Genomic DNA, 25,968 nt, shown 5'->3' on the forward strand with positions numbered 1-25,968 from the left:
CTCTAATACTCCTCCCTGAAACGCCGCGCTACATACTGCGCAAGCAAGTTTAGGATAAGCGTGATCCCAAACAATGTAAGTCCAACAGCGAATATCGATCCATATTCAATAGAGCCGTGCGGGGTGTCGCCTAAACTAACTTGTACGATATATGCAGTCATCGTTTGGATGCTTTCCAAAGGATTTCCGGTTAGTTTCGGTGTTGATCCTGCAGCAACCGTTACAATCATCGTCTCACCTATCGCTCTGGAGAACGCTAATACAAAGGAGGACACAATCCCGGACAAAGCCGCAGGAACGATAATTTTCAGTGCAACCTCAAGCCGGGTTGCTCCTAGCGCGTATGCCCCGTCTCTCAATGATCTTGGAACAGAAAGCATAGCATCTTCACTTAATGAAGCAATCATTGGGATAATCATAATGCCAACAACAATACCGGCACTTAAAGCATTGAAAATGGAAACATCATGCCCAAAAAACGCTCGGAAAACCCATTGAATCATTGGGGTCACGAAGCTCAATGCAAAGTAGCCGTAAACGATCGTCGGTACACCGGCTAACACTTCAAGAATGGGCTTTACTATTTTCCGAACCCGATTCGGCGCATATTCGCTAAGGTATATCGCGCTGGCCAAACCAATGGGCATGGCGACCAGGCAAGCAATAATTGTGATCATTAATGTGCCGCCAAGAAGCGGAAGCACACCGTATGCTTTCGGTTCGATCAAGGGCGCCCACTTGGTTGAAGTGAAAAATTCCACTATGGAAACCGTACTGAAGAAACGAATGGTTTCTGACAATAAGGTATACACAATACCAACAGTCGTTAATATGGAAACCAAAGCACATAGTAGTAACAGCTTCGGCATGAGCCAGTTTGCAGGATGCTTACGATAGTTTCGGAAAGGAGATGTATCCATAGATATATTTCCTTGCGGACTATGATCGTATGGTTCAGTATTCAAATTTCTACGCTCCTTCATATCACTTGGATGAAATAGAATTCAATCGATTGAAAGGCCCCCATCATGTGGGGGCCATCCGGCGCGAGCCAAAGACATTTGAGTTTGCACAACCTGCCTTGACGTCTATAATTTCGCCTTTTCTTCCGCAAGCATGTCTTCCGGCAATGGGATGTAGCCCACCTCTGCCGAAAGCTCGTTCGTATTGTCCATAAAATACTTCGTAAAAGCCGCTACCTCCGGGCGTTCATAAGAGCTCTTTTTCACGTAGATAAATAGTGGTCTACCAAGCGGATTGTAGCTCTGATTCATGACCGTCTCTTGTGAAGGCAGCACTGCAACTCCTTCTTTGTTGACAATCGCAACATCCTTCACCTTATCCTTGTTCTCCTCGTAATAAGCCAATCCGAAATACCCGATACCATTCTTGCTTCCGGCTATACCTTGAACGAGCACATTGTCATCCTCGCTGAAAGATACTTGATTGTCATTTCGGCTTAATTGCGCCTTTCCATTGATCACTTCAGTGAAATAGTCAAACGTACCCGAATCAGCGCCCGGGGAGAAAATTTCGATTTTCTCCTTTGGCCAATCTGCACGAACATCAGACCAGTTCACAACGGTGCTCTCCGGCATGAAAATCGCGTTTAGCTCTTCAAGGGTAAATTGATCTACCCAAGTGTTCTGCGGATTAATAATTACCGCTAAACCATCGTAAGTCGCTTTCAATTCAATATATTCAACACCTGCAGCTTTACACAATTCAGCTTCTTCAGCCTTGATCGGTCTGGAAGCATTGCTGATATCTGTCTCGCCTGCACAGAAGCGCTTAAATCCGCCGCCTGTTCCAGAAACACCTACCGGTACTCGTACATCTTTATTTTCTTTGCTGAATTCTTCCGCAACTGCTTCCATCAACGGAAATACCGTACTGGAGCCATCAATCTCAATTTGACCGCTTAGCGCCTCATTGGTTTTTGCTGTTTCACTAACAGCAGCAGTAGACTGTTGCCCTGTTGTAGCGTTGTTGTTCCCCGTCATGTTGTTAGATTGACCGCAGGCTGCCACCATTGCAACGACAACTGCCAGCATACCCACCATTAATGCTCTTTTAAACACGTTTCCCACTCCCCATATCATCATATAATTATGTTGCGATATGATCGTAAGATTTTAGTATTAGGAGAGTGTTAGTGGTTTGTTTTCGCTATGTAAACTTTTTCTTCTGCATCAAAATCATCTTGCAATACATATAATAACATGGTTATATGATGATATGAAATAGTTTTTGGAAGGTAGGTGTCCACATGCTCGTAAAGGTGCTTTTGATTGAGGATGATCCTGCTGTAACGTCATTAATTGAATCACTCCTGCACAAGGAAAAAACCTACGACCTGTACATTGCGACTACCTTCGATGAGGCTAACAAAATATTAAAATGGATAACCTTTGAGCTGCTAATTGTGGGCATGGATATGGCGGGGAAAAACGCTGGAATTTCCTTCCTCAACTGCATACGTTACCTGAACATCCGGACACCTGTAATGGTATTAGCTTCTTCTAATCGGGAAAATGACATTGTGGAAAGTCTGGAAGCCGGGGCGGATGACTATATATTGAAGCCGTTCGGCATGCAGGAGTTTCGAGCACGAATCTCAACCATCTTACGAAGATCCTCCAGTTACAACCAAAAACGAAATCACTTGAAGCTTCTCCATGGCAATCAAATGATCCTCACCTCTACCCCATTTATCGTGGAAATAAAAGGAACCAAAATCCCACTCCGACGAAAGGAGTTTGAGTTGCTTATCACTCTGGCCAAACATCCAAGTGTTGCCATCAGTCGAGAGGAGTTATTGCGTACGGTGTGGGGGGGGGCATACAAAGGTGGGCTCCGAACAGTGGATGTTCATATCAGTGCATTGCGCAGGCGGCTTGCATCGTTTCAAACGGAGATACAGCTTGAGTCTATTCGGGGAAGCGGTTATCGGCTAACATGCACCAACTGGTGCATGTCACCACCATGCATCGGTTAGACCTTAATCACATTCCATTGCAAGCTGTTTATCCAGCCACTCGATCTTATCCGCTTGAGAAGGAACACTTGCCAATACATTTTTAACGTAGGGTTTGTCGTCTATATTCAGGGAGTAATAAATCCATTTGCCTTTTCGGTATTCATTCAAAAGCCCGCCTGCTTTCATCTTTCGTAAGTGTTGACTTACTCCTGGCTGAGACATTTGTAATATATCAACAATGTTGCAAACACAAAGGTCTCTTTCGTTCAACAACCCCATAATGGCCAGCCTTGTTTTGTCCGACAGAAGTTTAAATGTGTCTGCCATGTTATCTAAAGTATGCATCGTCTAACCTCCGCATCATTACATTCATATATAATTAAATTATAATATAACAATGCAAAAAAATCTAACTCCGAGGCGACTGAAATGGTCGAGGCGCGATTGGCGCGTCGTGGAGCGCTGTCCTGAGCTGACCATTCCAAATAAGCCCCCTCGCTCCCTATTAGTTGAACCCTGGGAAATCCGAAAGATCGGATGCGTTAATGGCAAACAAGACAATGCTGATAATCGCAAGCAACAGAATCATAAAGGTATCCTTGAAGGAGTCTTTAACACGCATGTGCGTCAAGATCCCACCGATGCTTGTAATGCCGAGTATTATCGCGCCAAGAGCTGCCCAGCTTGCTTCCCAGTAACCAACGATTAATACGGCCGCACCAGCAAGTTCAACCAATCCTGTAACAATACGGAACCATTGAGGGTAGCCCCATTTTTTAAAACCTTCCACATGCATGTTGGAACCCGAGATCTTTCCCATACCTGCCATTAAAAACATGAGTACTAACAAGCTTTGCAAAATAATCGAAAAAACTGTCATCTTTACCTCTCCTTATCGATTGAAAATAATTGGCATTTTGTGACTATATAAATTTTCCTTTGCCACCTGAAACATGAACTTGCCTACATTTTCGCGTGATACGCCCATTTTTGCGGGTTTATCGCCAAACGAAAAATCATACTCTTGGTTCCTTTGCTTGACGTTCGGATTAATAATTCGGACGACTGTCCAATCCAAGCTGGATTCCTTCACGAGCTTCTCGACTTTTTTCATTTCGAAATAGCCATTAGGAAAAAGAAGCTTTGCCATAATCCCAGGGATAACGGTACTAAACTGTGATTTATCTGCATCCGACTTTACAGTGGGCGTCGCCAACGTGATGAATCTTTTTTTATTGAGCTCTTGCATGGCATAAATAATGGTCTCATGCCCATCTGCTATTGGCGTACCTTTTCTTCTGCGCGAAGTGTCTAACGCCGGTCCCAGCGTACTAATGACAACATCGGATTGCTCAATGGCTTGTTGAACAAGAACCTGATTAGTTAGCTCTCCAACAAAAATCTTCAAATTTGGATGTGATACTTTAAGAGTATCCACTCTTCTAACGAATGCATTTACTCTAATTGATTTTTCTCTTAGCGCATGTTCCAATACGATCTTGCCAATCGCTCCACTTGCACCGAATAAAGTTATATTCATTGGGCCTCCCTTTTATGTGCTTACAATAAGCACAATTTATTGCAATAAAAAGTTGCATATCATTCTGCAACTTCATCTTCTTTGAAGTACTGAACACGATCCATAACCTGAGCAATCGTGTAATTTCGCAGATACTCGATGGTCTGTAACTCGGCTTCATGGAGAATCTTTTCAAGCTCAACATCTAACTGTTGGCCCGCTTCGCCACAATCCACATCAACATTTGCTTCAGGGGGAACGATGCTAATCGCTTCGTAGATGTCGCCTAACGTAATCTCAATAGCAGATTTCTTTAAGAAATATCCGCCTTCCCGCCCGCCTTTTGATTCAACGATCCCAGCATTGTTTAATGACTGCATCACTCTTCGCATAAAGGTTGCGTGTGAATCGACCTGACTCGCTATCATCGCACTGCTAAGCATGCTGCCGCTTTTGGCTAACCATACAACAGAGTGAACGGCTATTTTAAATCGAGGGGGACCAATGTGAACGCCACGTGACGCGGTACTCATTATTTTAGCCCTCCAATCCATAATCAATTGCAACTTCAGTAAGCACATTATAAGCTCTATTTCACACGATATGCAAGGGGGGCGGACCCGTTTATTTTTATTTTTACGCCTTAATTGAAACGGCGGCAGCCAAGGATGAGAAAATAAAGTCCTAGACCAAAACTGTTAACTACGTCCTAATTTGTATAAAATACTTTACACATGGTTAAAAATATCATACTCTATGTATGAAAAATTTAACACAAGAAACGGAGATGATCCCCATGTTTGATCAGGAGAAAAAGACAGCTGCCTCATTACTCGCAAGCCTGATTATTCTTATTGCTTATGTCCTATACGGTTATGCCCAGGTCCGGGAGCGAGGGGCTGATCTGGAGTCCAACCTCGCCTGGTGGGCGGGTGTTATACTGGTGTTCATTGGAATCGGCATCGTCGTGTACATCATCATCCTGATTGCGCTTCGCATTCTGAACGCGATTATGATACAAGGACGGAAAGAAGAAGACGATTCGACGGATGTATTAGACGAGATGGACAGACGAATTATGCTGATTGCAACAAAAAACGGGTTTATTGTGGTCAATGCAGGATTTATCATAGCTCTCGTTACTCTCGTCCTGGATATGCCGTCTGCTGTCATGTTGAATATTGTGTTCCTGTCCTTTCTTGCAGGGGCAATGGTTGAGGGGTTGTGGAAATTAATACTGTACAGAAGAGGGATCCGAAATGGATAACATCGCGATTACGAACCATATACGCCGATTGCGTTTTCACCATCACGAGATGACACAGCTCGAGCTGGCGAGGAGAACGGGTGTTACGAGACAGACCATTGTCGCTGTAGAGAACGGCAAGTACTTCCCCTCGCTGGAGCTTGCGTTCCGGATTGCCCATGCGTTCGGCGAGAAGCTTGAGGATGTGTTCGTCTGCGAGTTCACGGGAACAGACGACGATACAAGGAGGAAAACACGATGAAAGCAGTCGTTTATGAAAGATTCGGATCACCCGAAGTGCTGCATCTGCAAGAGGTCACCAAACCGATCCCCATGGATGACGAAGTGCTTGTTCGCATCCATGCCACGACCGTCACTTCCGCAGACGTGAGGATTCGCGCCAAGAGGATGCCGACCGGTTTCGGTATCCTTGCCCCGCTCGTGTTCGGATTTCGTACACCGCGAAATCCGATTCTGGGCGTTGAGTTTGCAGGAGTGATTGAGCAAGTGGGGCGTGAGGTGACCACCTTCAAGATTGGTGACGCTGTGTTCGGCATTCATGGCGCTGGCATGAGATGTTATGCCGAATACAAGACGATCAAGGCGTCCGGACCGATTGCCTTGAAGCCAGATGCGATTTCCTTCGAAGAAGCAGCTGCAATCCCGTTCGGCGGGGGGACCGCCTTGCATTTCCTTAGACAAGGCAAGGTGACGGCGGGAGAAAAGGTGCTGATCATCGGTGCGTCAGGCAGTGTTGGCAATGCGGCTGTGCAGTTGGCGAGAAGCATGGGTGCAGAGGTGACAGGGGTGTGCAGTACGGCCAATGTGGAGCTTGTGAAATCACTTGGTGCAGAACATGTGGTGGATTATACGATAGAGGATTTCAGACACAGTGCACTCCGATACGATGTTGTGATGGAGACAATCGGGTGTTACGGCTTCACAGACTGCAAATTGGTTCTCAAGGAAAACGGGCGGTTCATCCAAATTGCCGGGGGCTTGCCCGATTTTGCGAAGATGGCGTGGACGAATCTGACAGACAGCCGCAAGACAATCGCCAAAGTCGTCACGGAAAATGCGGAGGACCTACAAACGATTGCGGGTTTGACTGTAGCCGGAACATACAAAGTGCTCATTGACCGAACGTGGCCTCTGGAGGAGATGTCTGAAGCACATCGTTACGTAGACACAGGTCGCAAACGCGGTAATGTGGTAATCAGTGTATGCGAAAATATCGAATTATTATGGTTATCGTAAAGTGACGTGAAATATAGGGATTACAACTTAATGTTATGAATTCAATACAAAATTCTAGTAGATTATTTATTGTTCCATAAATTTTTTAAATTCTTGCGTATTTACCTTCAAAAAATCCTCAATTAAATTAATATCGTTTTGAAGCTTAAATATATAAGCGGATAAACAAATGATAATGACTACTAATCCTCCAATAATTGTTCGCGCTAAGCGATTCATGATTGAAGGTAATATCGGAAAGCATCTCCAGTCTATCACTTCGATGAGTCAAACTCAATTCATTCTGAAGAGACTCCACTTCGCCACCGTATCGATAAACACTCACCTTCTCAAGGCTTGCTCCCAGTTACTGTTGAGCTATCGTTCTCCAATAGTGTAACAGCCACTTGCATTAGTTCACTTTAATTATAAATGAATAATCGGCGCTTCCGATTGGCTTCCACCAAGCGTTCAAGTTGTATATATAAACTCCCTTTTCGGACGGCACGAGAACTTGTTTAAATAATTTCAGGTTATCCTCCGAGACCAAGTTTCCTTCGGCGTCGAGCCTTTGTAGCACCAAAGTTCCAGGTTCGACGTCGAAAGCGACCGATATTTCCTCTCCTGGAACGACTGCGGTCGGCTCTTGTTTCTTCACGAGATCAATGGCTCCCGCCGTGTCGTAAATCGCATCGGTCACGCTCGAACCCAAGACTGTCGAGATTTCTTTTCCGCCGACCGTTACTTTAGGTGTCGGAATTTCGCGTTCCGCAGTGATTCTGTCCTCACCACCATTTTTAAAGAAGGCAAATGTGCCGACAATGACGACCGTGACCGCCAAAACTATAAAAAACCATTTTTTCATCTCTTTACCCCCCTCTGACTGTATAAGTAGACGTCTTTATGAGAGGAAAAGTTATATCGATAAACGAGGTAATTTCTGGAACTAAACTCCCATTATCTCAATTAAGGGGCGCAGTCTAATACTTTCTGAGTCTAACACTTATTTTCTTCTGACAACGGGACTTTCACACTAGAAATGATGCCATACTGGGCGCACCGAAAAATAGCCTGCCGGTTTGCCCGGCAGGCTATTATAACAGTTTCCATATTTATTTATTTGTTTGTTTCCAACTCTATTCATTAGTTTCCATCTTTATTATAAAGCTACAAACATCAACCCCATCCAACCTCTCCTACTCCACCGTCACGCTCTTCGCCAAGTTTCTTGGCTTATCAACATCATGGCCTAGCGCGAGCGATGCGTAATACGACAGCAGTTGCAGCGGCACGACCGCAAGCGCTGGAGACAAGATCGGCAGCGTCTTCGGAATTGCGAAGATTTCGTCGACGGACTTGGCGACCTCGCCCTCGAAGCCGCTATTGGCAACCGCCAATACGTGAGCGCCGCGCGCCTTCACTTCCTTGATGTTGCTCAGCGTCTTCTCGTAGAGCGCCTCTTGTGTGACGAGCGCGATTACCGGCACGCCATCCTCAATGAGCGCGAGCGTTCCATGCTTCAATTCGCCAGCCGCATACGCCTCGGAGTGAATATACGAAATTTCCTTCAGCTTAAGCGAGCCTTCTTGGGCAACAGCGTAGTCGACACCGCGGCCGATGAAGAACAGGCTCTTATGATGCGCCATGGATTCGGCGACTTGCTTGAGCACCGGCGCTTGCTCAAGGATGCTCTCCACTTGCTCAGGCAGTGCTTGCAAGCCTGTGATAATCTCTTCGATTGTTGCCTGCTCTTGCGAACCAACCACGCGCGCCAGATGCAGTCCGAGCAGGTAGAAGGCAATTAGCTGGGACGTATACGCCTTGGTCGACGCGACCGCGATCTCAGGTCCCGCCCATGTTGTAATAACGTCGTTAGCTTCGCGTGCGACGGAGCTTCCGACAACGTTCGTGATTGCCAACACGCGAGCGCCGTTTCTTTGGGCTTCACGAAGCGCAGCAAGCGTGTCAGCCGTTTCACCGGACTGGCTCACGACGATAACGAGCGTGTCTGGCGTAATGATCGGCGAGCGGTAACGATACTCTGACGCGACATCATTCTCTACCGGGATGCGCGCGAGCGACTCGATTACCGATTTGCCGACAAGACCAGCGTGGTAAGCCGTTCCGCATGCGACGATGTGCACCTTGCGGATAGCGCGGATATATTCATCCGACATCGACAATTCCTTAAGATTGACGGACTTACCGTCATCTGCGATTCTGCCAAGCATCGTGTCGCGATAGGCCTTCGGCTGCTCGTAAATTTCTTTCAGCATAAAGTGATCGAATCCCGCTTTCTCCGCGGTAACCAAATCCCAATCGACATGAAATATTTCCTTGGAAATACTTTCTCCATCTGTCGTCATCAGTTCGACACCATCGCGTGTCAGAACAGCCATCTCGCCGTCGTTTAGAATATACACATTACGCGTATGCTCAAGGATTGCCGGTATATCCGATCCGATGAAATTCTCACCTTCGCCGACACCGATAACAAGCGGGCTGGCAAAACGTACCGCAACCAGTCGCTCTGGCTCGTATTCCGTTAATACGCCTAACGCGAACGCGCCGCGCATCCGCGTAACCGCGCGTTGGACGGCTTCGACAATGTTGCCGTCGTATTCGTCAGCGACAAGATGCGAGATGACCTCTGTATCCGTCTCCGACACGAATACGTGGCCTTTGGCCGAAAGCTCATCCTTCAGATCCAAATAGTTTTCGACAATCCCGTTGTGCACAACCGAGAATTTCAAGGAATTGTCGGTATGTGGATGCGAATTGACATCAGATGGTTTGCCATGTGTCGCCCAGCGAGTATGTCCGATGCCAACCGAACCTTCCAGCGGATCGCCTTTCAGCTTATCCTCCAGGATCGCGAGACGCCCTTTGGATTTCTTGATCTCCAGCCCTTTATCCGTGAAAACCGCGATACCTGCCGAGTCATAACCCCTGTATTCGAGCTTCTTAAGTCCTTCGATCAATATCTCCTGCGAGTCACGATTACCAATATATCCTACAATTCCACACATAGTTAATAAACCTCCGTTAACGGTATATTTCCCCCGTCCAGACGGATTTCCCCATGCGCGGCACAGGCAAATTTATGAAGTTGTCTTTGATTGTCTCTACATTACATATTCGAACAAAGGTCGCCATGCCAAGGAGAATCCCCGGTCATGCACCTGCATAAGTTCGAAACGACTAGTATGGTTGTATAAAATAAGTGCGACAAAACCAACCCCATTGCCTATGCCATCCCCGCAGGTGGCATCCTAGGACATTCGGGAGCGAATGAATAACATTCTAAAAGCAGCCCGCCGTACGTTTGTCGGATTGGTCGCCCAATCGTTTTGCGTATCGGCTTTCGGTTGGCCGCAATATACCGGAAGGTCCCCGCCGAAATTTCGAACACCTTCACCTCGTCAGCTTCCCGTATGGGGATTCGCCCCATGCCCTGTCTAAGCGGCTCTGCCCGAATCCTTCATCACGCAAGCTCTGGCGCTTTTGATACGTTGTAACCTCAACCCTCTCTTTCCTTCTTGAATCAAGGTGAAACGGCTATCGCCTTCCATTAGGCGGCGCGGCGCGTTCCAAGCCTATGTCCTATCATATTCATTTTGTCTTCCCCGCGCAACCATTTTCTGAAAATGTATACAAACCGTTTTCAACAAAATCCTGCTCCATTAAGCCATCTGTCCCAATTTCACGCTACTTATCTCTAATATATGCAAGTAGTGCTTATCCCTGCCTAACTGAGCTTACCCAGTTTGTCCAATCGCACCAAGGTGAAACGGCTACGCCGTCCTTTGGCGGCGGGGCGCGTTTCATTCCGAGAATTCTAAGTCCAGATAAGGTGCGAAACTTATAAATTCTTAGAATTTAAGAAAAGACAGCCCCCAAAACACAATCAAAATCGGGGCTGCCTTCTTTAAGCGATTGCACATCTCCTGGCTTGGATTATTTAGCCTAGTTCACGTTTAACCACATTAGCGATTTGGTCGACATACGCCTCGACCTGCTCCTTATCCGGCCCTTCCGCCATGACACGAATCAGCGATTCCGTACCGGATGGACGAACCAATACGCGGCCGTTATCGCCTAGCTCGTCTTCGACCTGCTTGACGGCTGCCAGAATGGCTTCATTGCCATTGTACAAGCTCTTGTCTGCGACACGAACGTTAACGAGCTTCTGCGGATACTTGCGCATTAGACCCTTCAGTTCGCTCAGCTTCTTACCGGATGCCGCGAGCGTATCCACCAGTTGCAATGCAGTGAGAATACCGTCGCCTGTTGTGATGTAATCCAGGAAGATAACATGACCAGATTGCTCGCCGCCGAGATTATATCCGCCCTTGCGCATCTCCTCCATCACGTAACGGTCTCCAACAGCAGTCTGCGCCGTCTTAAGACCAATCTTCTCTGCACCCTTAAAGAAACCAATATTCGCCATCACTGTCGTTACGACCGTGTCATGCGCCAGCTTGCCCTCCTGCTTCATACGATCGCCGATGATGCAGAGAATGAAGTCGCCATCGACCTCTTCGCCCTTGTCATCGATCGCGATTAGTCTATCGGCATCGCCGTCGAAGCTGAGACCCAGATCTGCACCTAGCTCGAGCACCTTCTCGCGCAAATATTCCGGATGCGTCGATCCGACGCCTGCATTAATGTTGCGACCGTCCGGCTCTGCACCGACTGTCGTAATATCTGCTCCAAGCTCGCGGAATACGGCTGGAGCCAGCTCGTAAGCGGAGCCGTTGGCGCAATCCAGCACGATCTTGAGCCCGCCGAAGCCGCCGCGGATTGTCGTCTTGAGATAATCGAGGTACTTCTTCTTCGCATCTTCCTCAACGGACAATGTGCCAATGTTGCCGCCTACAGGACGAGGCAGCTCATCTTGCTCGGCATCGATCAGCGCTTCGATCTCCAGTTCTGTCTCGTCGGATAGCTTGAAGCCGTCCCCCGCAAAAAACTTAATGCCGTTATCTTCCACCGGATTATGCGAAGCGGAAATCATCACGCCGGCATCGGCGCCAAGCTCCTTCGTTAAGTATGCGACTGCAGGCGTAGACACGACGCCCAGTCTTACAACACTTGCTCCAATTGACAATAGACCGGCGATCAGGGCCGATTCCAGCATGGGGCCCGAAATTCTTGTATCCAGACCAATCACAACTTTTGGTTGTTCAGTTGCTGTTCTGGTCAATACATAACCGCCGCAGCGACCAATCTTGTAAGCCAGCTCAGGCGTTAATTCTTTGTTTGCGACGCCGCGAACGCCGTCGGTTCCGAAATATTTCCCCATATTCGAAGTTCTCCTTTAAGTACGGTTAGTGTTCTTTTCTTGTTACGAATACGCAAGATGCGTCTAGGCGGTTACAAACTGCGATCCCCATTCTCCGTTTCCATTGAAAACGAGCCTCCGGGGTTCCGTACTTGGGGCGGTTCCCGCGTTTGTTGCCTCGTTGTCGGCCGTGCTATTGCCGTTGCCGCTGTTCCCGCTCTCTCCTTCAGTGTTGTCCGGCGGGTCGGTAGGCGTGCCGCCAACTTCTAGATCTTCTCCACCGCCACTGACTGGGGGAGCTAATTCTTCTATGATTTCAACGGTTGCCGTCAGCGGTTGATCCGAGCTGAGTACAGCCTCCACATACGGAGGCAGATCTAGCTCCAACGTGACGGTATGTAAGCCGGGATCCAGTCCTTCGATATTCGCCGTAATGACGATATCCGACTCCTTCACAGCCGCTAGCACCCCTTCTGCACCAGAGAGCTGCAGACTCATTTTGCCGCCCTCCGGAGTACGCAGCGCTGCTGTCATTTTGGCTGGGGTCCCGACAATCGATATCTTCAGATTATCGATCGTACGCGTAGTTTTTTTCTCTACGACAACATCCAATTCGACCTCGCCCGGAGACACCGACTGTATGCCATCGATGGGTCCAGCCTTGACTTTGATTTTGCCGGATTCCTTGACCTTAGCGAGATCAAGGACGACTCCATCGTAGAGCTGAATCGCATCCAGCTTGTCCTGTTCTGCGAAGACGGTAATAGTATCTGTCGCAGGGGTCACAGAGACCAAGCTTAAATTAGCGTCTAACGTGCCGCTGTATCGAATCTGAAGCGGTACCTGCTTATAAGGCAGCGTGACCGGCACTTCGGCATGCACCGTGCTCGGTGTTACGAATGCGCCTGTAATTTCGACCCCTTCGGTATCGTATACGACGACCTTTGCTTTTTTGTTCGAGACAAGTTTATCCGCGCCTGTAACATCGAGCGTTACGGCTACTACGCCAACCCTCTCCATATCGTCCTTAGGCAGCGTCACCTCGACAGCCGCGCCATCATCCATCTTAATCTCAGGCGTCCCCATGATATATCCTTGCGCGGGCTCTCCTTGCGTGACGACTTGGACGTCAAAGGACTTGGTAACGATCTCTTCGATTTGAACCGTAACGGCACGAGGCGACAATGCTACTTCCTTGATGCCTCTAGGCAGCTTGACCGTCAAAGGCAGCTCTTGCGTACCCGGAGTCGCGTTCGTCAGATCGACGTTCACGACATAATCGTCAATCGACGCCGCGAACAGCTTGCTAATGCTTCCCTCGACAACGAGCCTCGTTACGGTTGGTTCCATCGCGGTCATCACATATCTGGATTGATCAAGCCCTGTCGGAATAATCGTAGCGGCTTCAATCACCTTGGTATCGACGCTTGTTGTAGCCGTCTGCGAATTCGTCTCCGGATCTACATGAACCATGGCGAACAGAATGAGACCCAGAAGGACGGAAATGATCTTCAGCGCTGTCGGGTGGCTTAACCATTTGTCCATCGTTTACTCCCCCTTCCGCTTCCAGAACGAGGATTTGGCGATGCCGTTATCCTTGCTCCGGCTGTTCGTCTTGGGACTTAACTCCTCAAACAGCTTGGAGATCAACGATTCTTCGTTAATATCTCTTACGATCATACCGTTAAGGGACAAGGACACTTGTCCTGTCTCCTCCGACACGACGACGGCCAGTGCGTCGCTGACCTCCGAAACACCAATTGCAGCACGGTGGCGCGTCCCGAGTTCCTTGCTGATAAAAGGGTTCTCAGACAACGGCAAATAACATGCCGCTGCGCTGATTACATTGCCCCTTATGATGACAGCTCCGTCATGAAGCGGCGTATTCGGCGTAAAAATATTGATAAGCAGCTCCGAAGTAATTCGCGACTCCATCGCGATACCCGACTCCACCATCTCGCTAAGACCGGTCTGCCGCTCAAATACAATCAGCGCTCCAATCTTGCGCTTCGCCATATGCTGTACGGAACGGATCACTTCATCGATCTGTTCGCTAAGCGCGGCCTTCTCCGGGCTGTTGGAGCGCGAGAACAGGTTGCCTCTTCCGAGCTGTTCAAGCGCACGGCGCAGCTCCGGCTGGAATAGTATGATGATCGTCACGATACCAAGCGTGAACATCTGATTCATCATCCATTTGAGCGTATACAAATTCAGCCATGTGCTGACTGCCCATATTGCGATGAGGACAAATATGCCCTTGAGCAACTGCACGGCACGAGTTCCGCGTACGAGCAATATCAATTTATATATAATGAAACTCACGATCCCAACGTCGATCAGATCCTTGAGCCAATCCTGCCAAGTCGAATCCGTAAAGTAATTCAAGCGATCACCCCTGACTGCTGCATGCGTATATCTGTATTATCGCACTTCAACTGTATGGTTTTCTAGTTTTGCATTACGAATTCCTCTAAATTTAGAAAAAAAGCTTCCCTCCGGGAGGGAAGCCGTAATTAAGGAGTAGCTCCAGTGCTGTTGACGGTATTGTTAAATGTCGATATGACTCTGTACCAGAACCAATCGAGCGCTTGGTCGATCGTGCGGCTATGCCCGGCGATGTGACCGGTTGAAGCCAATACCATGGAGCCGTCTATAACGGTGACATCTCCGTCTATTGAGCCTTGTACTTCCAGCGTACCGTTCTCGACGGTGAGATTGCCGGTTAAAGCAACGCCTTCCGGAACGATGACGGTATTGCCGTTGATGACGACGCTTTGCAGATCCTCGCCAGATACGATGAGCTTAGCATCCTGTTCCCAGCTCGCGAACATACTGCCGAACATCACAACGAGGAACAATGCAGCCGCTGTAAGACCGGGATAACGGTAGATCAGTCTCACGAATCGGTTCCGTTCCTTCGCCTTGCCCTTGGGTAATGATGTCATGATGCGATTCTTAAGCGCCATAGATGCCGTCGCATCATACCCCGTTACGGAAGGAGCCGCCCCTTCCATGGCCAGGAATGCCGCAGCGTCGGTCTTCTCCAGTTGTTCGAAGCGAGTGCGACAATCCAGGCAACCGCTCATATGCGCATGCAGTGCGCCCTTCTCTTCCCGCGGCAGCTCGCCGTCTAGATAATCGTGAATCTTGACGATGGCGACTTTGCATTCCATAGCAGCCATTCCTTTCTACTTGCTGATGTGCATATTCTCGGTATAGGATACGTTCCAGCACCAAGGGATGTTTCAAAAAAATTTTTAATGAAAAGTTCGACGTACCAAATGTACAAAAAAACACCACTGTCTCGCCTCATAAACGATGTTCAAGCTTCTTGCGAAGAAACTCACGTCCACGATGGACCCGAGTCTTGATCGTCGTCACCGGCATGCCCAGAATATCCCCCACTTCCTGCAGGGATAAATCCTGAATATACCTTAACATCATTACGGACTTGTATTTGGGCGGCAGTGTTTCCATCGCCTGATGGATAATGCGCTGCGTATCCGACAGAATCAACTCTGACTCCGGTGTCCGGTTGTCGCCGGGAATCATGGAATACCCGTCGAGTCCCTCATATTCGCTGGATTCTGCATCAAGAGAATATGTAGGCTTGCGCTTGCGCAAGCGGTCGATGCACAAGTTCGTTGCAATACGATAGATCCAGGTCGAAAACTTAAGCGATTCGTCGAATCGGTCCAAATTTTTGTACACGCGTAGGAACGTCTCCTGGACGACATCCTCCGCCTCTTGACGGTTACTGAGCATCCGGTACGCCATATGGAAGAGCTTATCCTGATATAGGTCCACAAGCTCTTCGAAAGCTTGCTGGTCGCCTTTGAGCGCCAACCTTGCAAGCTGGTTCTCCAGCACATTCACCTTGTCTATTCCTCCAGACTTCCAATCCGGCAGATCATCCGCCATTTGTATCCAATGGATTGAGGCCGCACGCTGCTGCCTCATCATCGCTACAATCAACACTCTCTCAAAAATGGTAATCGACTGGAACCAAAAAAGCAAGAGTGACCGGAAACAAATCTTCTATAATATGTCGTCAAAAACGATTGCTCATTTCCTTCTCGAAGCGAACCATAAACTCCTTAAGCAGCGGCGGCTGCACTCTATTCCTGGTCAGCCAGCCGAATTGGACAGGCTCCGTATCTACCCCCTTAAGCTCCACAGGCACGAAATCTTCTCCGAGGAAACGAGGCAGGTCGTAGAACGATAGATCATGCCCAACGGTAATCCCGTGACCTTCGCTTAAGGCCATTGCAATCGAGAAGCTGTTATTTGTCGTAAACAACACTTCTAGCGCACCGTATTTCCGTTCGAAGTCGCGTACAAACCAATGCACGAGATCATCATCGTATAGAACGAGCGGAGTTTCCTTCAACTGTTCGGGCGTTATGCTATTTTGTTGAGCCATAGGCGTGTCCTTCCCGACACAAACCACGATTCTGCCCGTACGTACGGGATTAAATACTAGAACACCATGCTCCTCCAGCAGCTCCTCCGTCATGACGACGAATGCGGCATCAATATGACCGTCCTCTAATTCCTTAATCATTTGCATGGAGCTTGCTTCACGGATGTTAATGAAAATATTCTGGTATTCGCTCTTTAATTGGGCAGAGATCCGAATAAACGCATGTACCGTACCAGGGAAGCTTGCTATCGAGATGTTCCCACTGAGAAGCTCCGCCTGTAGCTTGGCCTCATCCTTCATTTCCTGCATGAGAGTTAGTATTTGCATGGCCTTGTGCACCATCGTACGCCCCTCAGGCGTCAATATAGCCCCCATTCGCGAACGCGTAAATAATGTAACTCCCAAATCTTTCTCCAGGGATGCGATGGATTGACTAAGGCCAGATTGAGAAATATGTAAGGTAACAGCAGCTTGTGACAAGGACTGATGGCGCGCCGTTTCGACAAGATGCTGCAGCTGCTCCAGGTTAATCGTCAACACCACCCATTAGACGTACTTATATTAATATAATTAACATCTATTATACTTATCCAACCGCCTTTGTTACACTTCTTAAGGTCAATATTAAACATTCCTCTGATACAAAGGAGCGATTTAGCATGAAAGCTGCTGTATGGTACGGCAAAGAAGATATCCGAATCGAAGAGTGTGAAGTTCCGTCTGTGAAACCCGGTATGGTCAAAATAAAAGTAGCATGGGCTGGGATCTGCGGCAGTGACCTGCATGCTTATCACGGCTACAACGTACAAGTAGATGTTCCTCATCCCGTAACGGGCCAAATGGCGCCTCTGGCACTCGGCCACGAGTTCTCCGGAATCGTCGAAGAAGTTGGCGAAGGCGTAACCAACATCGAGATAGGAGAACGCGTAGCCGTTGAGCCATCCATCCGCTGCGGCAAATGTCATTCTTGCAAGCTCGGCAACTATAACATTTGTGACAGCTTCGGATTCTTGGGACTTAACGGAGAAGGCGCATTCGCCGAATATATACTGGTCAACGATTTTATGGTGCACAAGCTTCCAGAATCCGTTTCGCTCGAAGTAGGCGCGATGATTGAACCAACTGCTGTCGCTTTCCATGCTGTGAAACAAAGCAAGATGAAGGTTGGAGACGATGTCGCCGTATTTGGTGTGGGCCCGATCGGATTATTGACGATTATTTCCGCCAAAGCTGCCGGTGCCGCACAAATCATCGCAGTCGACGTATCGCCAGAACGGCTTGCCAAAGCAGCCGAGGTTGGCGCAACTACCATTATTAACGCGGCAGAGGAGAATGCGGTTCAAACGATTCTTGCAGCTACTGGCGGAGTTGCCGTCGCTTTCGAAGCAGCAGGCGCAGCGGCAACAGTGAACAATGCACTAGCAGCAATCCGCAAGAAAGGCGAGGTTGTCATCATCTCCATCATCAATCGCCCTATCGAGATCGACGTGCTCCAGCTTACAGGCAAAGAAGCCAATCTCACCTCCACACTTGGCTATCGCAATGTGTTTCCAGAGGTCATTGCGCTTATCGCGGGGGGCAAGATGGACATTAAGCCCGTCATGACGAAGCAGATCGTGTTGGACGATATCATCGAGGAAGGCTTTAAGGCGCTTATGACCGACAAAACCCAAGCGAAAATCTTGGTGAACACGCAAGCATAATTCCGATTTGTATATGGAAACAGAAGAAGCAACGGATCGTCATTACGTTCCGTTGCTTCTCTGTTTTATTTTATTGTGTTATAAGGATGAACGATTCGTCTTCAGCCCTTCGAGTACCTCCATAATCGTAGTTGTCGGTATCGCGAAACCAATTCCTTGCGCCTCTGAGTTGACAGCCGTATTGATGCCGATGACCTGACCTTGCTCATTCAGCAGCGGTCCTCCAGAATTGCCTGGATTAATCGAAGCGTCCGTTTGCAGCAAATGTTCATACACATGATCCCCTTGCTCATCTGCAATCGTAATCGGGCGTTCTTTGGCGCTCAGCACCCCAGTCGTCAAGGTATGGTCAAAGCCGTAAGGATTGCCGATGGCCAGCACCCAGTCGCCTACATCTGTTGCATCCGAATCTCCCAGCTCCAAAGCAGGGAAACTTTCTCCATTAGGATTTTCCACTTTCAGTACCGCAAGATCCAGCTCGTAGCTCGAACCCAGCACCTGCGCAACCAACGGTTCATCATAACCCTCTACCGTCACCTTTACTTCCTTTGCACCCGAAATCACATGTTCGTTCGTCAGGATGTAACCATCCTCTTCGAAGAAGAAACCTGTGCCCGAGCCCGACAATTGAAGCTCGCTGCTTTCGTTCGTGTTCGGCGTGGACTGCTCTTGCTGCCCCGAACCGCCGCCTCTGCCAGACATCCCGCCACCGAAGAATTGCCGGAACATCGGATCGTCCATCATATTGGAGCGCGACTGTACTTCCGTATAGTTTTCAATTTTCACTACCGCCGGGCTCGCCTTCTCGTACACAGAAGCAATATCATCACTTGTGTTGAAGGATGCCGTCGACAATCCCGAATCTTGTCCAGCATAGCTGTTATCAACTTGCTCCGTGTTTGCTTGGCCGCCTAATAATCCACCTGTGAACATATCTTTTGTATCCGCCGTATACGCAAGCCCTCCAATCAGGATCGCTCCCGCCATAAAGGCGGCTACCATCGGCAATGCTGGATTCATCTTGGTTCTCTTTTTCGCACTTTTGGATTGCTTGATTTCATTATAATAAGCTTCGAACTTCGGAGCCGTGCGGCTCATCACCGCACCTGCTGTCTCGGATTCCACATCTGCTCTCTCCGTCGAATCTACATGCGTTTCTCTCATATCTATTATCCTCCCATGCCAGATTATCTTGTTATGTTTGTGTTTCATCTGATAACTCTATCATGGGGGTTGTTCCTTAAATCAATCTTAACTGAGCCTAAATGCTTCCTAAAATCAAATCATTTTTCATATCTTTCATTCGGTAGAAGATCGCTTAGACAACAGAAACAGCCAATAACGACATGTTGTCGCCATTGGCTGTAGTTGTGTTGCGTATGAGCAAGACATGCGCCCCGGGTATTAGCCCGTATTGCGAAGGCCCGCGGCAATGCCATTGATTGTAAGTAAGACTTCACGGAGCAGCTCCGGATCGTCTTCTTCGTTGGTACGCAGGTCACGAAGCTCCGACAGCAGCTGCACTTGCATGTAGCTAAGCGGATCGACGTAAGGGTTGCGCAGTCGAATCGATTCTTGGATGACCGGAACATTGTCGAGAATCTCGTCTTGGCCCGTAATCTGAAGAATCAACGATGAAGTCAAGTTGTACTCTTCTTCGATCTGCGTGAAGATACGATCGCGAATGGTGTCGTCCTTGATCATGCCTGCATATTCCTTGGCAATGACAAGATCCGCCTTGGCAAGCGCCATCTGCAGGTTGTCGATCAACGAGCGGAAGAACGGGAATCCTTCGTACATCGTCTTGAGCGTCGCGAGTTTAGCTGCATCTCCGCCGGTATACGTTTGGAGCGCGGTACCAGCAGCATACCATGCAGGCAGCAGGTAGCGGCTTTGCGTCCAAGCGAATACCCAAGGGATCGCACGCAGATCCTCAAAGCGGTCGCTATTCTTACGCTTAGATGGACGGGAGCCGATATTAAGCTCTCCAACTTCCGGAAGCGGCGTCGACTCCTTGAAGAACGTCAAGAAGTCTGGATCGCGGAAGATCAGATCTTGATATTTATTCAACGCGGTTTCGGAGATAGAACGGGCGATTGTATCCCATTCAGCTTCCGCTGCCGATTCCTGCTGAGGGTATTTCGCCAAACGTGCAGCCGTCACAAGAGCCCAAGTCGCCTGCTCCAGGCTGCGGTATGCGATACCTTTCATCGAATAACGCGATGACAGCACTTCGCCTTGCTCCGTAATCTTGATGCCGCCGCCAACGGTATGAGGCGGTTGCGCCAGGATACTACGGTTAAGCGGCATGCCGCCGCGGCCAAGTGCGCCTCCACGGCCGTGGAAGAACTTCAGCTTCACGTCGTAAGCTTTGCCTGCTGCTGTAATATCTTTGAGCGCAACGCGCAGCTCCCAGTTCGCCGTCACGACCCCGCCGTCCTTGTTGCTATCGGAGTAACCGAGCATGATCTCATGCAGATTGCCTCTAGCTTCTACCGCTTTGCGGTATACCGGCATCTCGAACAGTTCCTTCATGATGGATGGAGCAGCGTGAAGATCGTCGATCGTCTCGAAGAGCGGCACGGATTGTAATGTGCAACACACTGTTCCGTCGGCTTCCTTGCGGAACAAACCGACTTCCTTCGCGAAGACCATTACTTCCAGCATATCGCTGGCCGCTTCCGTCATACTGATCAGATAGCTCGAAATACAACCCTCGCCGAACTCTTGCTGAGCGCGGTAGATCGTATGGTAGACATCCAGACATTCGCGCGTCGACTCCGAATAATCGAGATGACCCGACGTCAACGGACGCGGATCGTTAAGCAGCTTGTGCAAGAGCTCCGTCTTCTCGGCTTCGGAGAGCGAAGCGTAATCCGAAGCGATATGCATCTTGGCCAATACCTCGGACATCGCGTTCTCATGCTCTTGGCTGTGCTGACGTACATCCAGCGCCATCAGATGGAAGCCGAACAGCTCTACTTGACGCAGCAGCGTAGCCAGATCCGTATCCGCTACATAGTCCGCGAAGTGGTTGCGCAGACTGCGGTCGATCACGAGCAGATCCTCGCGCAGCTCCTCCGGACGATTGTAGCGCATGAGCGTGCCTTTAAGCGCTTCGTCACGCGTATTAGCAAGCTTCTCTAACATGAAGCCAAGCTTGACGCGGTACGGCTCCTTCATATTGCGCCACAGATCCACGTTCTTGAGCTCCACATGCTCGCGGTCCTTGCGAATCGACTCCAACAGCTCATCCGATACCGTGACCAGATTGGTGCTGAAGCTTAACAAGTCCATAAGCCCGATGAGCTTCTCTTCGTACTTGCGGATCGCCAGCTGGCGATGCATCTGAAGCGTCTCCCAGGTTATCTTTGCTTTGACGGACGGGTTGCCGTCGCGGTCGCCGCCGATCCAAGAACCGAAACGAAGGTAAGCCGGCACATGCCAGTGCTCCTCCGGATAATATTTGGTCAGGCAGCGCTCAAGCTCTTCGTAAACGCTTGGCAGCACCTCGAACAATGTTTCGTCGAAGTAGTACAAGCCGTTGCGAACCTCGTCGATAACCGTAGGCTTGCGGTCACGCAGCTCGTCTGTCTGCCAAAGGATCAGCACTTCGTTCATCAGCTTTTCCTTCAGCTTCTCGCGCTCGCGGAACGTAAGCGTAGGATTGTCGAGCTGCATCACATCTTCGGCAATCCGTTTGTGGATATCCAGTACCGCTCTGCGAGTCGCCTCCGTTGGATGCGCCGTCATCACGAGCTCAAGGGAAATACCGCTTAAGATGTCCTGTACGTCCTCAATCGCGATGTTACGTTCTTTCAAATCCTGAATCGCGCTCTCGATGGAGCCGCGTTGCACGGCTTCGCCGGCAGACACTTCATAATCGCGTTTACGTCTAATACGGTGATTCTGCTCCGCGATATTGACGAGCTGGAAGTAGATCGCAAACGCGCGAATGACCTGATGGCGAATCTCGGGGTTAAGCGACGACACTCGGGTCTTAAATTGATCGAACAGCTCCGGCACGAAATCCGCGCGAAGCGCTTTGCTCTGCTCCCGAATTTGCTCAACGATGTCCAGCAGCTCGCGGCCGCCTTGGTGCACAAGCACTTCGCCGAGAATGTTACCCAAGAAGCGCACGTCACGTCTGAGCAAGTTGTTCGTGCTTGTCCGACTAGCCGACGTAGATGTTACAGATTGTTCCGACATACCGTTCCTCCTACAAATCTGTGTAGCAAACTCACTTTGAAAGCATCCGCTCTTCTTCACGCACATGCCTAATCCAATATCGTAAGGTTACTCTCAGTTAATGGCGTAATCACTCCTACTATCATACTACAAATCACAACGCCATTGAAGCCCCGTGCAGCAATCAATCCATGCCAACAAGCCGAAACTCCGCATGGCAAGCGGATTTCCGGCTGCTTTTTCACTTTAATGCGTCTCTTTAACGAGCTGAACGACAAGCGTTACTTCACGCCCCTGCACGAGTTAGCCCTCCGATCGTCTATATACTCGCTCCGGTCGGCCCACGGTGACATAGGTAATATTTGCTACGCACACAATAGTTCATGCATCATCGAGCCGTAGTCCGACTAAAGCTGGACTTCGTTTTAGAAACACAAAAAAAACCTTCTGCATCGCAGAAGGTTGTCGGTTAAGATACTGGAGCGGGTGATGGGAATCGAACCCACGCTATTAGCTTGGAAGGCTGAGGATAGCCTCATTCACATCTTATCCACCCTGCTCAAAACCATATTTAATATGAAGAAACAGCATTTTGGTCTATCCCTAACTATCTGTCAGTATCATATTCAAATGTAAACATGCCCCAAATCTGCCCCAAGTAACTGTTTAGAAACCATCATCGTATTTAGCAACAAAATCCTGAAACTCTGGCTCATCTCTAAATATGTAAAGAACCGGCCATTCTAGAAGTTCTACCTTCCTCACATCTCTAGAAATAGTGAGATTATGCAATACATGATAGAAATTATTACGATCCTCAATTATAGAATAATAGGATAATTGATATCTATCCCTTTTATCAGAAAAATCTGCTCGTTCTGCAGTGGATTTGATTTCAGAATATTTGCCTAGCTTCTTCATTGTCAACCAATAATTAATTAAAGCGATTGACTTGTTCTCGCTTCCGCTCTCTTTCTCATCACAGAAAAATTTATAAACATCATTTGCTAACTCCCATCTTCCTTCCATTAACAACTCATATCCGTAACCACTACAGAAATCCCATCTCACTTCAGACTTTTTCTCCATCGCTCTCCACAACTCTAAAGATATTAGTAAACCTATATGTTCTATTACATTTATACTTTGATTCAAGTAACTATTATTCATTTTTAAGTACTTGCCTTTTTTCAGTCCATTCGTCAAAGCGCTGTTAACATTTGACAAGTAAATATTGTTGATGATTCCCTCATTATGAACAAACAAATTTCTCCTCTGAATTATTTCATTTAGTTCAGCTTCAAATCTAGTCATAAAGTCAAAATTAACTGTCTTAAGATTTTTTTTGAAATATGCAAACCATTCTTGATGCTTCTGTCTTATAATCCCCTCTACTTCATTCTCAATTAAATAAGCTTCTGCATTTTCGAAATTTCCCAACCTTCTTATCTCATCAATTGTCAATGTCTTGTCTTTTAAATTTGCTGCATCAGGGTACTTGAACAACCTGTATTTTATGATATTTGCAATAAGTAGCTCAAAAAAAACTACTAAATTAATTAATGAACTCTGGTTCAAAATCAATTTTTGCGTTAGCTTTCTGTCTATACTTTTCATTCCATTCAAAATACTTTTTATTTTCTCATATTTGTCATTATTATCAACAATATCGCCATTATCGGCCAATTCAAGGCCAAATTCTGTTACCAGAAACTGCTTAAAGATATCTACCTTTTCTTCAATTTGTTCATCCTGATACTTTTCAATAGATGCAGCTATTCCATTTCTCTGAACATCTTTAATTACCTGATAAGAATGTGCACCAAGTTCGCTAAGTCTTAAATCGGGAGTTGGCTCAAAAGTAGATATCCCAACATCTGCACGAACAGTAAATTCTCTTAATGCTTCGATATTATGTAGAAATGTATCAATAAACCTTTTAAAACTTATATCTTGCTCCATTTTGATATTCTGCCCCCTAAACTTTGAAAAAATTATGTTATAGTTTAATAATATTTGATTCCCTCCTGGGACGCCATAACAATCCTACAGAATCCTAAATTACACTTAACAAAAACCTCTGATCCCTTGATATGACTGGGATAGGAGGTTTTTTAGTTGCCCCTGAGTCGTCCTAAGAATTCTATACAATCCTACAGAAACCAGAAATTATATACACATTTTATACACGTATAACACTTCTTTTTCCCAATCGTTTGGGATTTTCTTTTCTGTCGCCCGAATATGACAACTGTTGTCAAATGATCATTAAAGATTTACCTACTATTAAAAGGAGACAAAGCCCGCTTACCATCACTGGTCGGCGGGCTTTAATAATCTCTTTTAATAAGCTCCCTACGGTACCCCTCACGTTGTAGCGGAGAAGCCCAAATAACCAACGTTAGCCCATCTTTGTGCTCCAGGTAACCAGTCTTCACCAACTCGTTAAACGCGGCGCGTACAACAAGCTCAGTCCGACCAGCCCTTTTGCAGATCACCGACATATCGCGGGTATAGTTGGCCCATTGATCTCGGTACATGTTATATGCGACCGCAAGGACTTTGCGTGCATCGTCAGATATCATGTTTTCACCTCAAGATGATTTTATCACAAAACAGAACATATGTTTTTAAATCCGATCAACTTTCCTCGTATTATATGTTGTAACACGTATCAATACGTGTTATAATATTATTAGGAGGTGAGGGGAACTGAGAAGCTATTCTTCAAGGGAAGTCGTTAAAATCTTAAGGGAGAATGGATGGTACTGGGTGAAGACGGTGGGCGATCACTGGCAATACAAACACCCCACCATAAAAGCTAAGGTGACGATAACGCACCCAGTGAAGGATGTCGCACTACATATCCTAAAGGATATCGAGAAGAAGTCGGGGCTGAAATTCTAGCCCCTTCCCTTCCTCGACTTACATAAAATAAATTGAACGGAGGTTTTCTGATTTGAAAAAAGATTACATGTTTCCTGCCGTGTTGACCTTTACATCTCAGTGCATTGAAATTACGTTTCCGGATCTAGAGGAAGCTTTGTCACAGGCAGATACGATTGAGCAGGCAATGCGAAGGGCTAACGAGGTCCTATTACTCACAATTGAAAGTCGATTAGAGGATAGCGAAGATATTCCCGAAGCTACGGATTTAAACACGATATCGCTTGCAGATAATCAGAAAACAATTGTCGTCATGTGCCAGGTAAACCAGAAGATTAAATACGACAAGAAAACCTTAACTATCCCGCATGATTTAAATGTGGCTGCCGAAGCTGCCGGTCTTAACTTCTCTCAAGTTCTGCAAAAAGCACTTCGCGATGAGTTGTCAGAAATAGAATCCAAATAAAAAAAGCCCGCCGTCCGAAATATCGGATAGCGGGCTT

At 47.7% G+C, this 25,968-nt stretch carries 25 protein-coding genes; 7 read left to right on the forward strand and 18 right to left on the reverse strand.

The genetic code is table 11. The features are described from left to right. Positions 1–2: 2 nt before the first annotated feature. Positions 3–920, reverse strand: a complete 918-nt coding sequence (pstC, locus tag ACX1C1_RS03750; protein ID WP_458957588.1) for a phosphate ABC transporter permease subunit PstC — start codon at positions 918–920, stop codon at positions 3–5. Between the two features lie 168 nt (positions 921–1,088). After that, entirely contained in the window at positions 1,089–2,081 is a 993-nt protein-coding gene (locus ACX1C1_RS03755) for a PstS family phosphate ABC transporter substrate-binding protein (protein WP_458955827.1), read from the reverse strand. Between the two features lie 188 nt (positions 2,082–2,269). Between ACX1C1_RS03755 and ACX1C1_RS03760 the strand changes: the two genes are divergently transcribed. Next, complete coding sequence (locus tag ACX1C1_RS03760; RefSeq protein WP_458955828.1) at positions 2,270–2,998, forward strand: response regulator transcription factor; 729 nt, start codon at positions 2,270–2,272, stop codon at positions 2,996–2,998. Positions 2,999–3,001: 3 nt separating this feature from the next. Here the strand turns inward: ACX1C1_RS03760 and ACX1C1_RS03765 are convergent, their stop codons facing one another. From ACX1C1_RS03765 to ACX1C1_RS03780, 4 genes are all read right to left on the reverse strand, one after another. Next, on the reverse strand, positions 3,002–3,325 hold the full coding sequence (locus tag ACX1C1_RS03765) for an ArsR/SmtB family transcription factor (protein ID WP_458955829.1): 324 nt from the start codon (positions 3,323–3,325) through the stop codon (positions 3,002–3,004). A gap of 160 nt (positions 3,326–3,485) precedes the next feature. Then, positions 3,486–3,860, reverse strand: a complete 375-nt coding sequence (locus ACX1C1_RS03770; protein WP_458955830.1) for a DoxX family protein — start codon at positions 3,858–3,860, stop codon at positions 3,486–3,488. Positions 3,861–3,872: 12 nt separating this feature from the next. Continuing rightward, a complete protein-coding gene (locus ACX1C1_RS03775) occupies positions 3,873–4,520 on the reverse strand; it encodes an NAD(P)H-binding protein (protein ID WP_458955831.1) in 648 nt (215 codons plus the stop codon). A gap of 59 nt (positions 4,521–4,579) precedes the next feature. Then, positions 4,580–5,032: an RrF2 family transcriptional regulator gene (locus tag ACX1C1_RS03780; RefSeq protein ID WP_458955832.1), complete on the reverse strand. Its 453-nt coding sequence runs from the start codon at positions 5,030–5,032 to the stop codon at positions 4,580–4,582. A 263-nt stretch (positions 5,033–5,295) separates the two neighbouring features. Between ACX1C1_RS03780 and ACX1C1_RS03785 the strand changes: the two genes are divergently transcribed. Genes ACX1C1_RS03785 through ACX1C1_RS03795 form a run of 3 tightly spaced genes read left to right on the forward strand, consistent with a single transcriptional unit; the run spans position 5,296 to position 7,002 of the window. Next, the gene (locus ACX1C1_RS03785; RefSeq protein WP_458955833.1) at positions 5,296–5,766 is read left to right on the forward strand and encodes a hypothetical protein; all 471 of its coding nucleotides are present in this window, start codon (positions 5,296–5,298) and stop codon (positions 5,764–5,766) included. Then, positions 5,759–6,007: a helix-turn-helix transcriptional regulator gene (locus ACX1C1_RS03790; RefSeq protein ID WP_458955834.1), complete on the forward strand. Its 249-nt coding sequence runs from the start codon at positions 5,759–5,761 to the stop codon at positions 6,005–6,007. The genes ACX1C1_RS03785 and ACX1C1_RS03790 overlap by 8 nt, the downstream gene beginning before the upstream one ends. Next, a complete protein-coding gene (locus tag ACX1C1_RS03795) occupies positions 6,004–7,002 on the forward strand; it encodes an NAD(P)-dependent alcohol dehydrogenase (protein WP_458955835.1) in 999 nt (332 codons plus the stop codon). Before ACX1C1_RS03790 ends, ACX1C1_RS03795 begins: the two co-directional genes overlap by 4 nt. Before the next feature lie 391 nt (positions 7,003–7,393). Here the strand turns inward: ACX1C1_RS03795 and ACX1C1_RS03800 are convergent, their stop codons facing one another. From ACX1C1_RS03800 to ACX1C1_RS03835, 8 genes are all read right to left on the reverse strand, one after another. Next, on the reverse strand, positions 7,394–7,846 hold the full coding sequence (locus ACX1C1_RS03800) for a hypothetical protein (RefSeq protein ID WP_458955836.1): 453 nt from the start codon (positions 7,844–7,846) through the stop codon (positions 7,394–7,396). A gap of 331 nt (positions 7,847–8,177) precedes the next feature. Then, positions 8,178–10,010, reverse strand: a complete 1,833-nt coding sequence (gene glmS / locus ACX1C1_RS03805) for a glutamine--fructose-6-phosphate transaminase (isomerizing) (RefSeq protein ID WP_458955837.1) — start codon at positions 10,008–10,010, stop codon at positions 8,178–8,180. A 932-nt stretch (positions 10,011–10,942) separates the two neighbouring features. After that, a complete protein-coding gene (gene glmM, locus ACX1C1_RS03810; protein ID WP_458955838.1) occupies positions 10,943–12,286 on the reverse strand; it encodes a phosphoglucosamine mutase in 1,344 nt (447 codons plus the stop codon). Between the two features lie 63 nt (positions 12,287–12,349). Continuing rightward, positions 12,350–13,810: a CdaR family protein gene (locus tag ACX1C1_RS03815; RefSeq protein WP_458955839.1), complete on the reverse strand. Its 1,461-nt coding sequence runs from the start codon at positions 13,808–13,810 to the stop codon at positions 12,350–12,352. Between the two features lie 3 nt (positions 13,811–13,813). Continuing rightward, positions 13,814–14,650, reverse strand: coding sequence for a diadenylate cyclase CdaA (gene cdaA, locus ACX1C1_RS03820; protein ID WP_458955840.1), 837 nt, complete (start codon positions 14,648–14,650; stop codon positions 13,814–13,816). A 128-nt stretch (positions 14,651–14,778) separates the two neighbouring features. Further along, on the reverse strand, positions 14,779–15,438 hold the full coding sequence (locus ACX1C1_RS03825; protein ID WP_458955841.1) for a zf-HC2 domain-containing protein: 660 nt from the start codon (positions 15,436–15,438) through the stop codon (positions 14,779–14,781). A gap of 136 nt (positions 15,439–15,574) precedes the next feature. Continuing rightward, on the reverse strand, positions 15,575–16,186 hold the full coding sequence (sigW, locus tag ACX1C1_RS03830) for an RNA polymerase sigma factor SigW (RefSeq protein ID WP_458957589.1): 612 nt from the start codon (positions 16,184–16,186) through the stop codon (positions 15,575–15,577). A gap of 130 nt (positions 16,187–16,316) precedes the next feature. Beyond that, positions 16,317–17,225, reverse strand: coding sequence for a LysR family transcriptional regulator (locus ACX1C1_RS03835; protein ID WP_458955842.1), 909 nt, complete (start codon positions 17,223–17,225; stop codon positions 16,317–16,319). A gap of 122 nt (positions 17,226–17,347) precedes the next feature. Here ACX1C1_RS03835 and ACX1C1_RS03840 point away from each other — a divergent pair, with 122 nt between their 5' ends. Beyond that, entirely contained in the window at positions 17,348–18,391 is a 1,044-nt protein-coding gene (locus ACX1C1_RS03840; protein ID WP_458955843.1) for a 2,3-butanediol dehydrogenase, read from the forward strand. A gap of 78 nt (positions 18,392–18,469) precedes the next feature. Here ACX1C1_RS03840 and ACX1C1_RS03845 read toward each other — a convergent pair whose 3' ends face one another. The 4 genes from ACX1C1_RS03845 to ACX1C1_RS03860 form a co-directional block, all read right to left on the reverse strand. Beyond that, entirely contained in the window at positions 18,470–19,555 is a 1,086-nt protein-coding gene (locus ACX1C1_RS03845; protein WP_458955844.1) for a S1C family serine protease, read from the reverse strand. 240 nt (positions 19,556–19,795) lie between these two features. Then, positions 19,796–22,600, reverse strand: coding sequence for a phosphoenolpyruvate carboxylase (gene ppc / locus ACX1C1_RS03850; RefSeq protein ID WP_458955845.1), 2,805 nt, complete (start codon positions 22,598–22,600; stop codon positions 19,796–19,798). A 645-nt stretch (positions 22,601–23,245) separates the two neighbouring features. Continuing rightward, the gene (locus ACX1C1_RS03855) at positions 23,246–24,541 is read right to left on the reverse strand and encodes a hypothetical protein (protein WP_458955846.1); all 1,296 of its coding nucleotides are present in this window, start codon (positions 24,539–24,541) and stop codon (positions 23,246–23,248) included. Between the two features lie 368 nt (positions 24,542–24,909). Beyond that, a complete protein-coding gene (locus ACX1C1_RS03860; RefSeq protein ID WP_458955847.1) occupies positions 24,910–25,164 on the reverse strand; it encodes a hypothetical protein in 255 nt (84 codons plus the stop codon). A gap of 127 nt (positions 25,165–25,291) precedes the next feature. Between ACX1C1_RS03860 and ACX1C1_RS03865 the strand changes: the two genes are divergently transcribed. Both ACX1C1_RS03865 and ACX1C1_RS03870 read left to right on the forward strand, forming a co-directional pair. Then, positions 25,292–25,486, forward strand: coding sequence for a type II toxin-antitoxin system HicA family toxin (locus tag ACX1C1_RS03865; protein WP_458957590.1), 195 nt, complete (start codon positions 25,292–25,294; stop codon positions 25,484–25,486). Between the two features lie 52 nt (positions 25,487–25,538). Then, complete coding sequence (locus ACX1C1_RS03870) at positions 25,539–25,931, forward strand: type II toxin-antitoxin system HicB family antitoxin (protein WP_458955848.1); 393 nt, start codon at positions 25,539–25,541, stop codon at positions 25,929–25,931. Positions 25,932–25,968: the final 37 nt, after the last annotated feature.

It is taken from the genome of Paenibacillus sp. strain BS8-2, assembly GCF_054483835.1.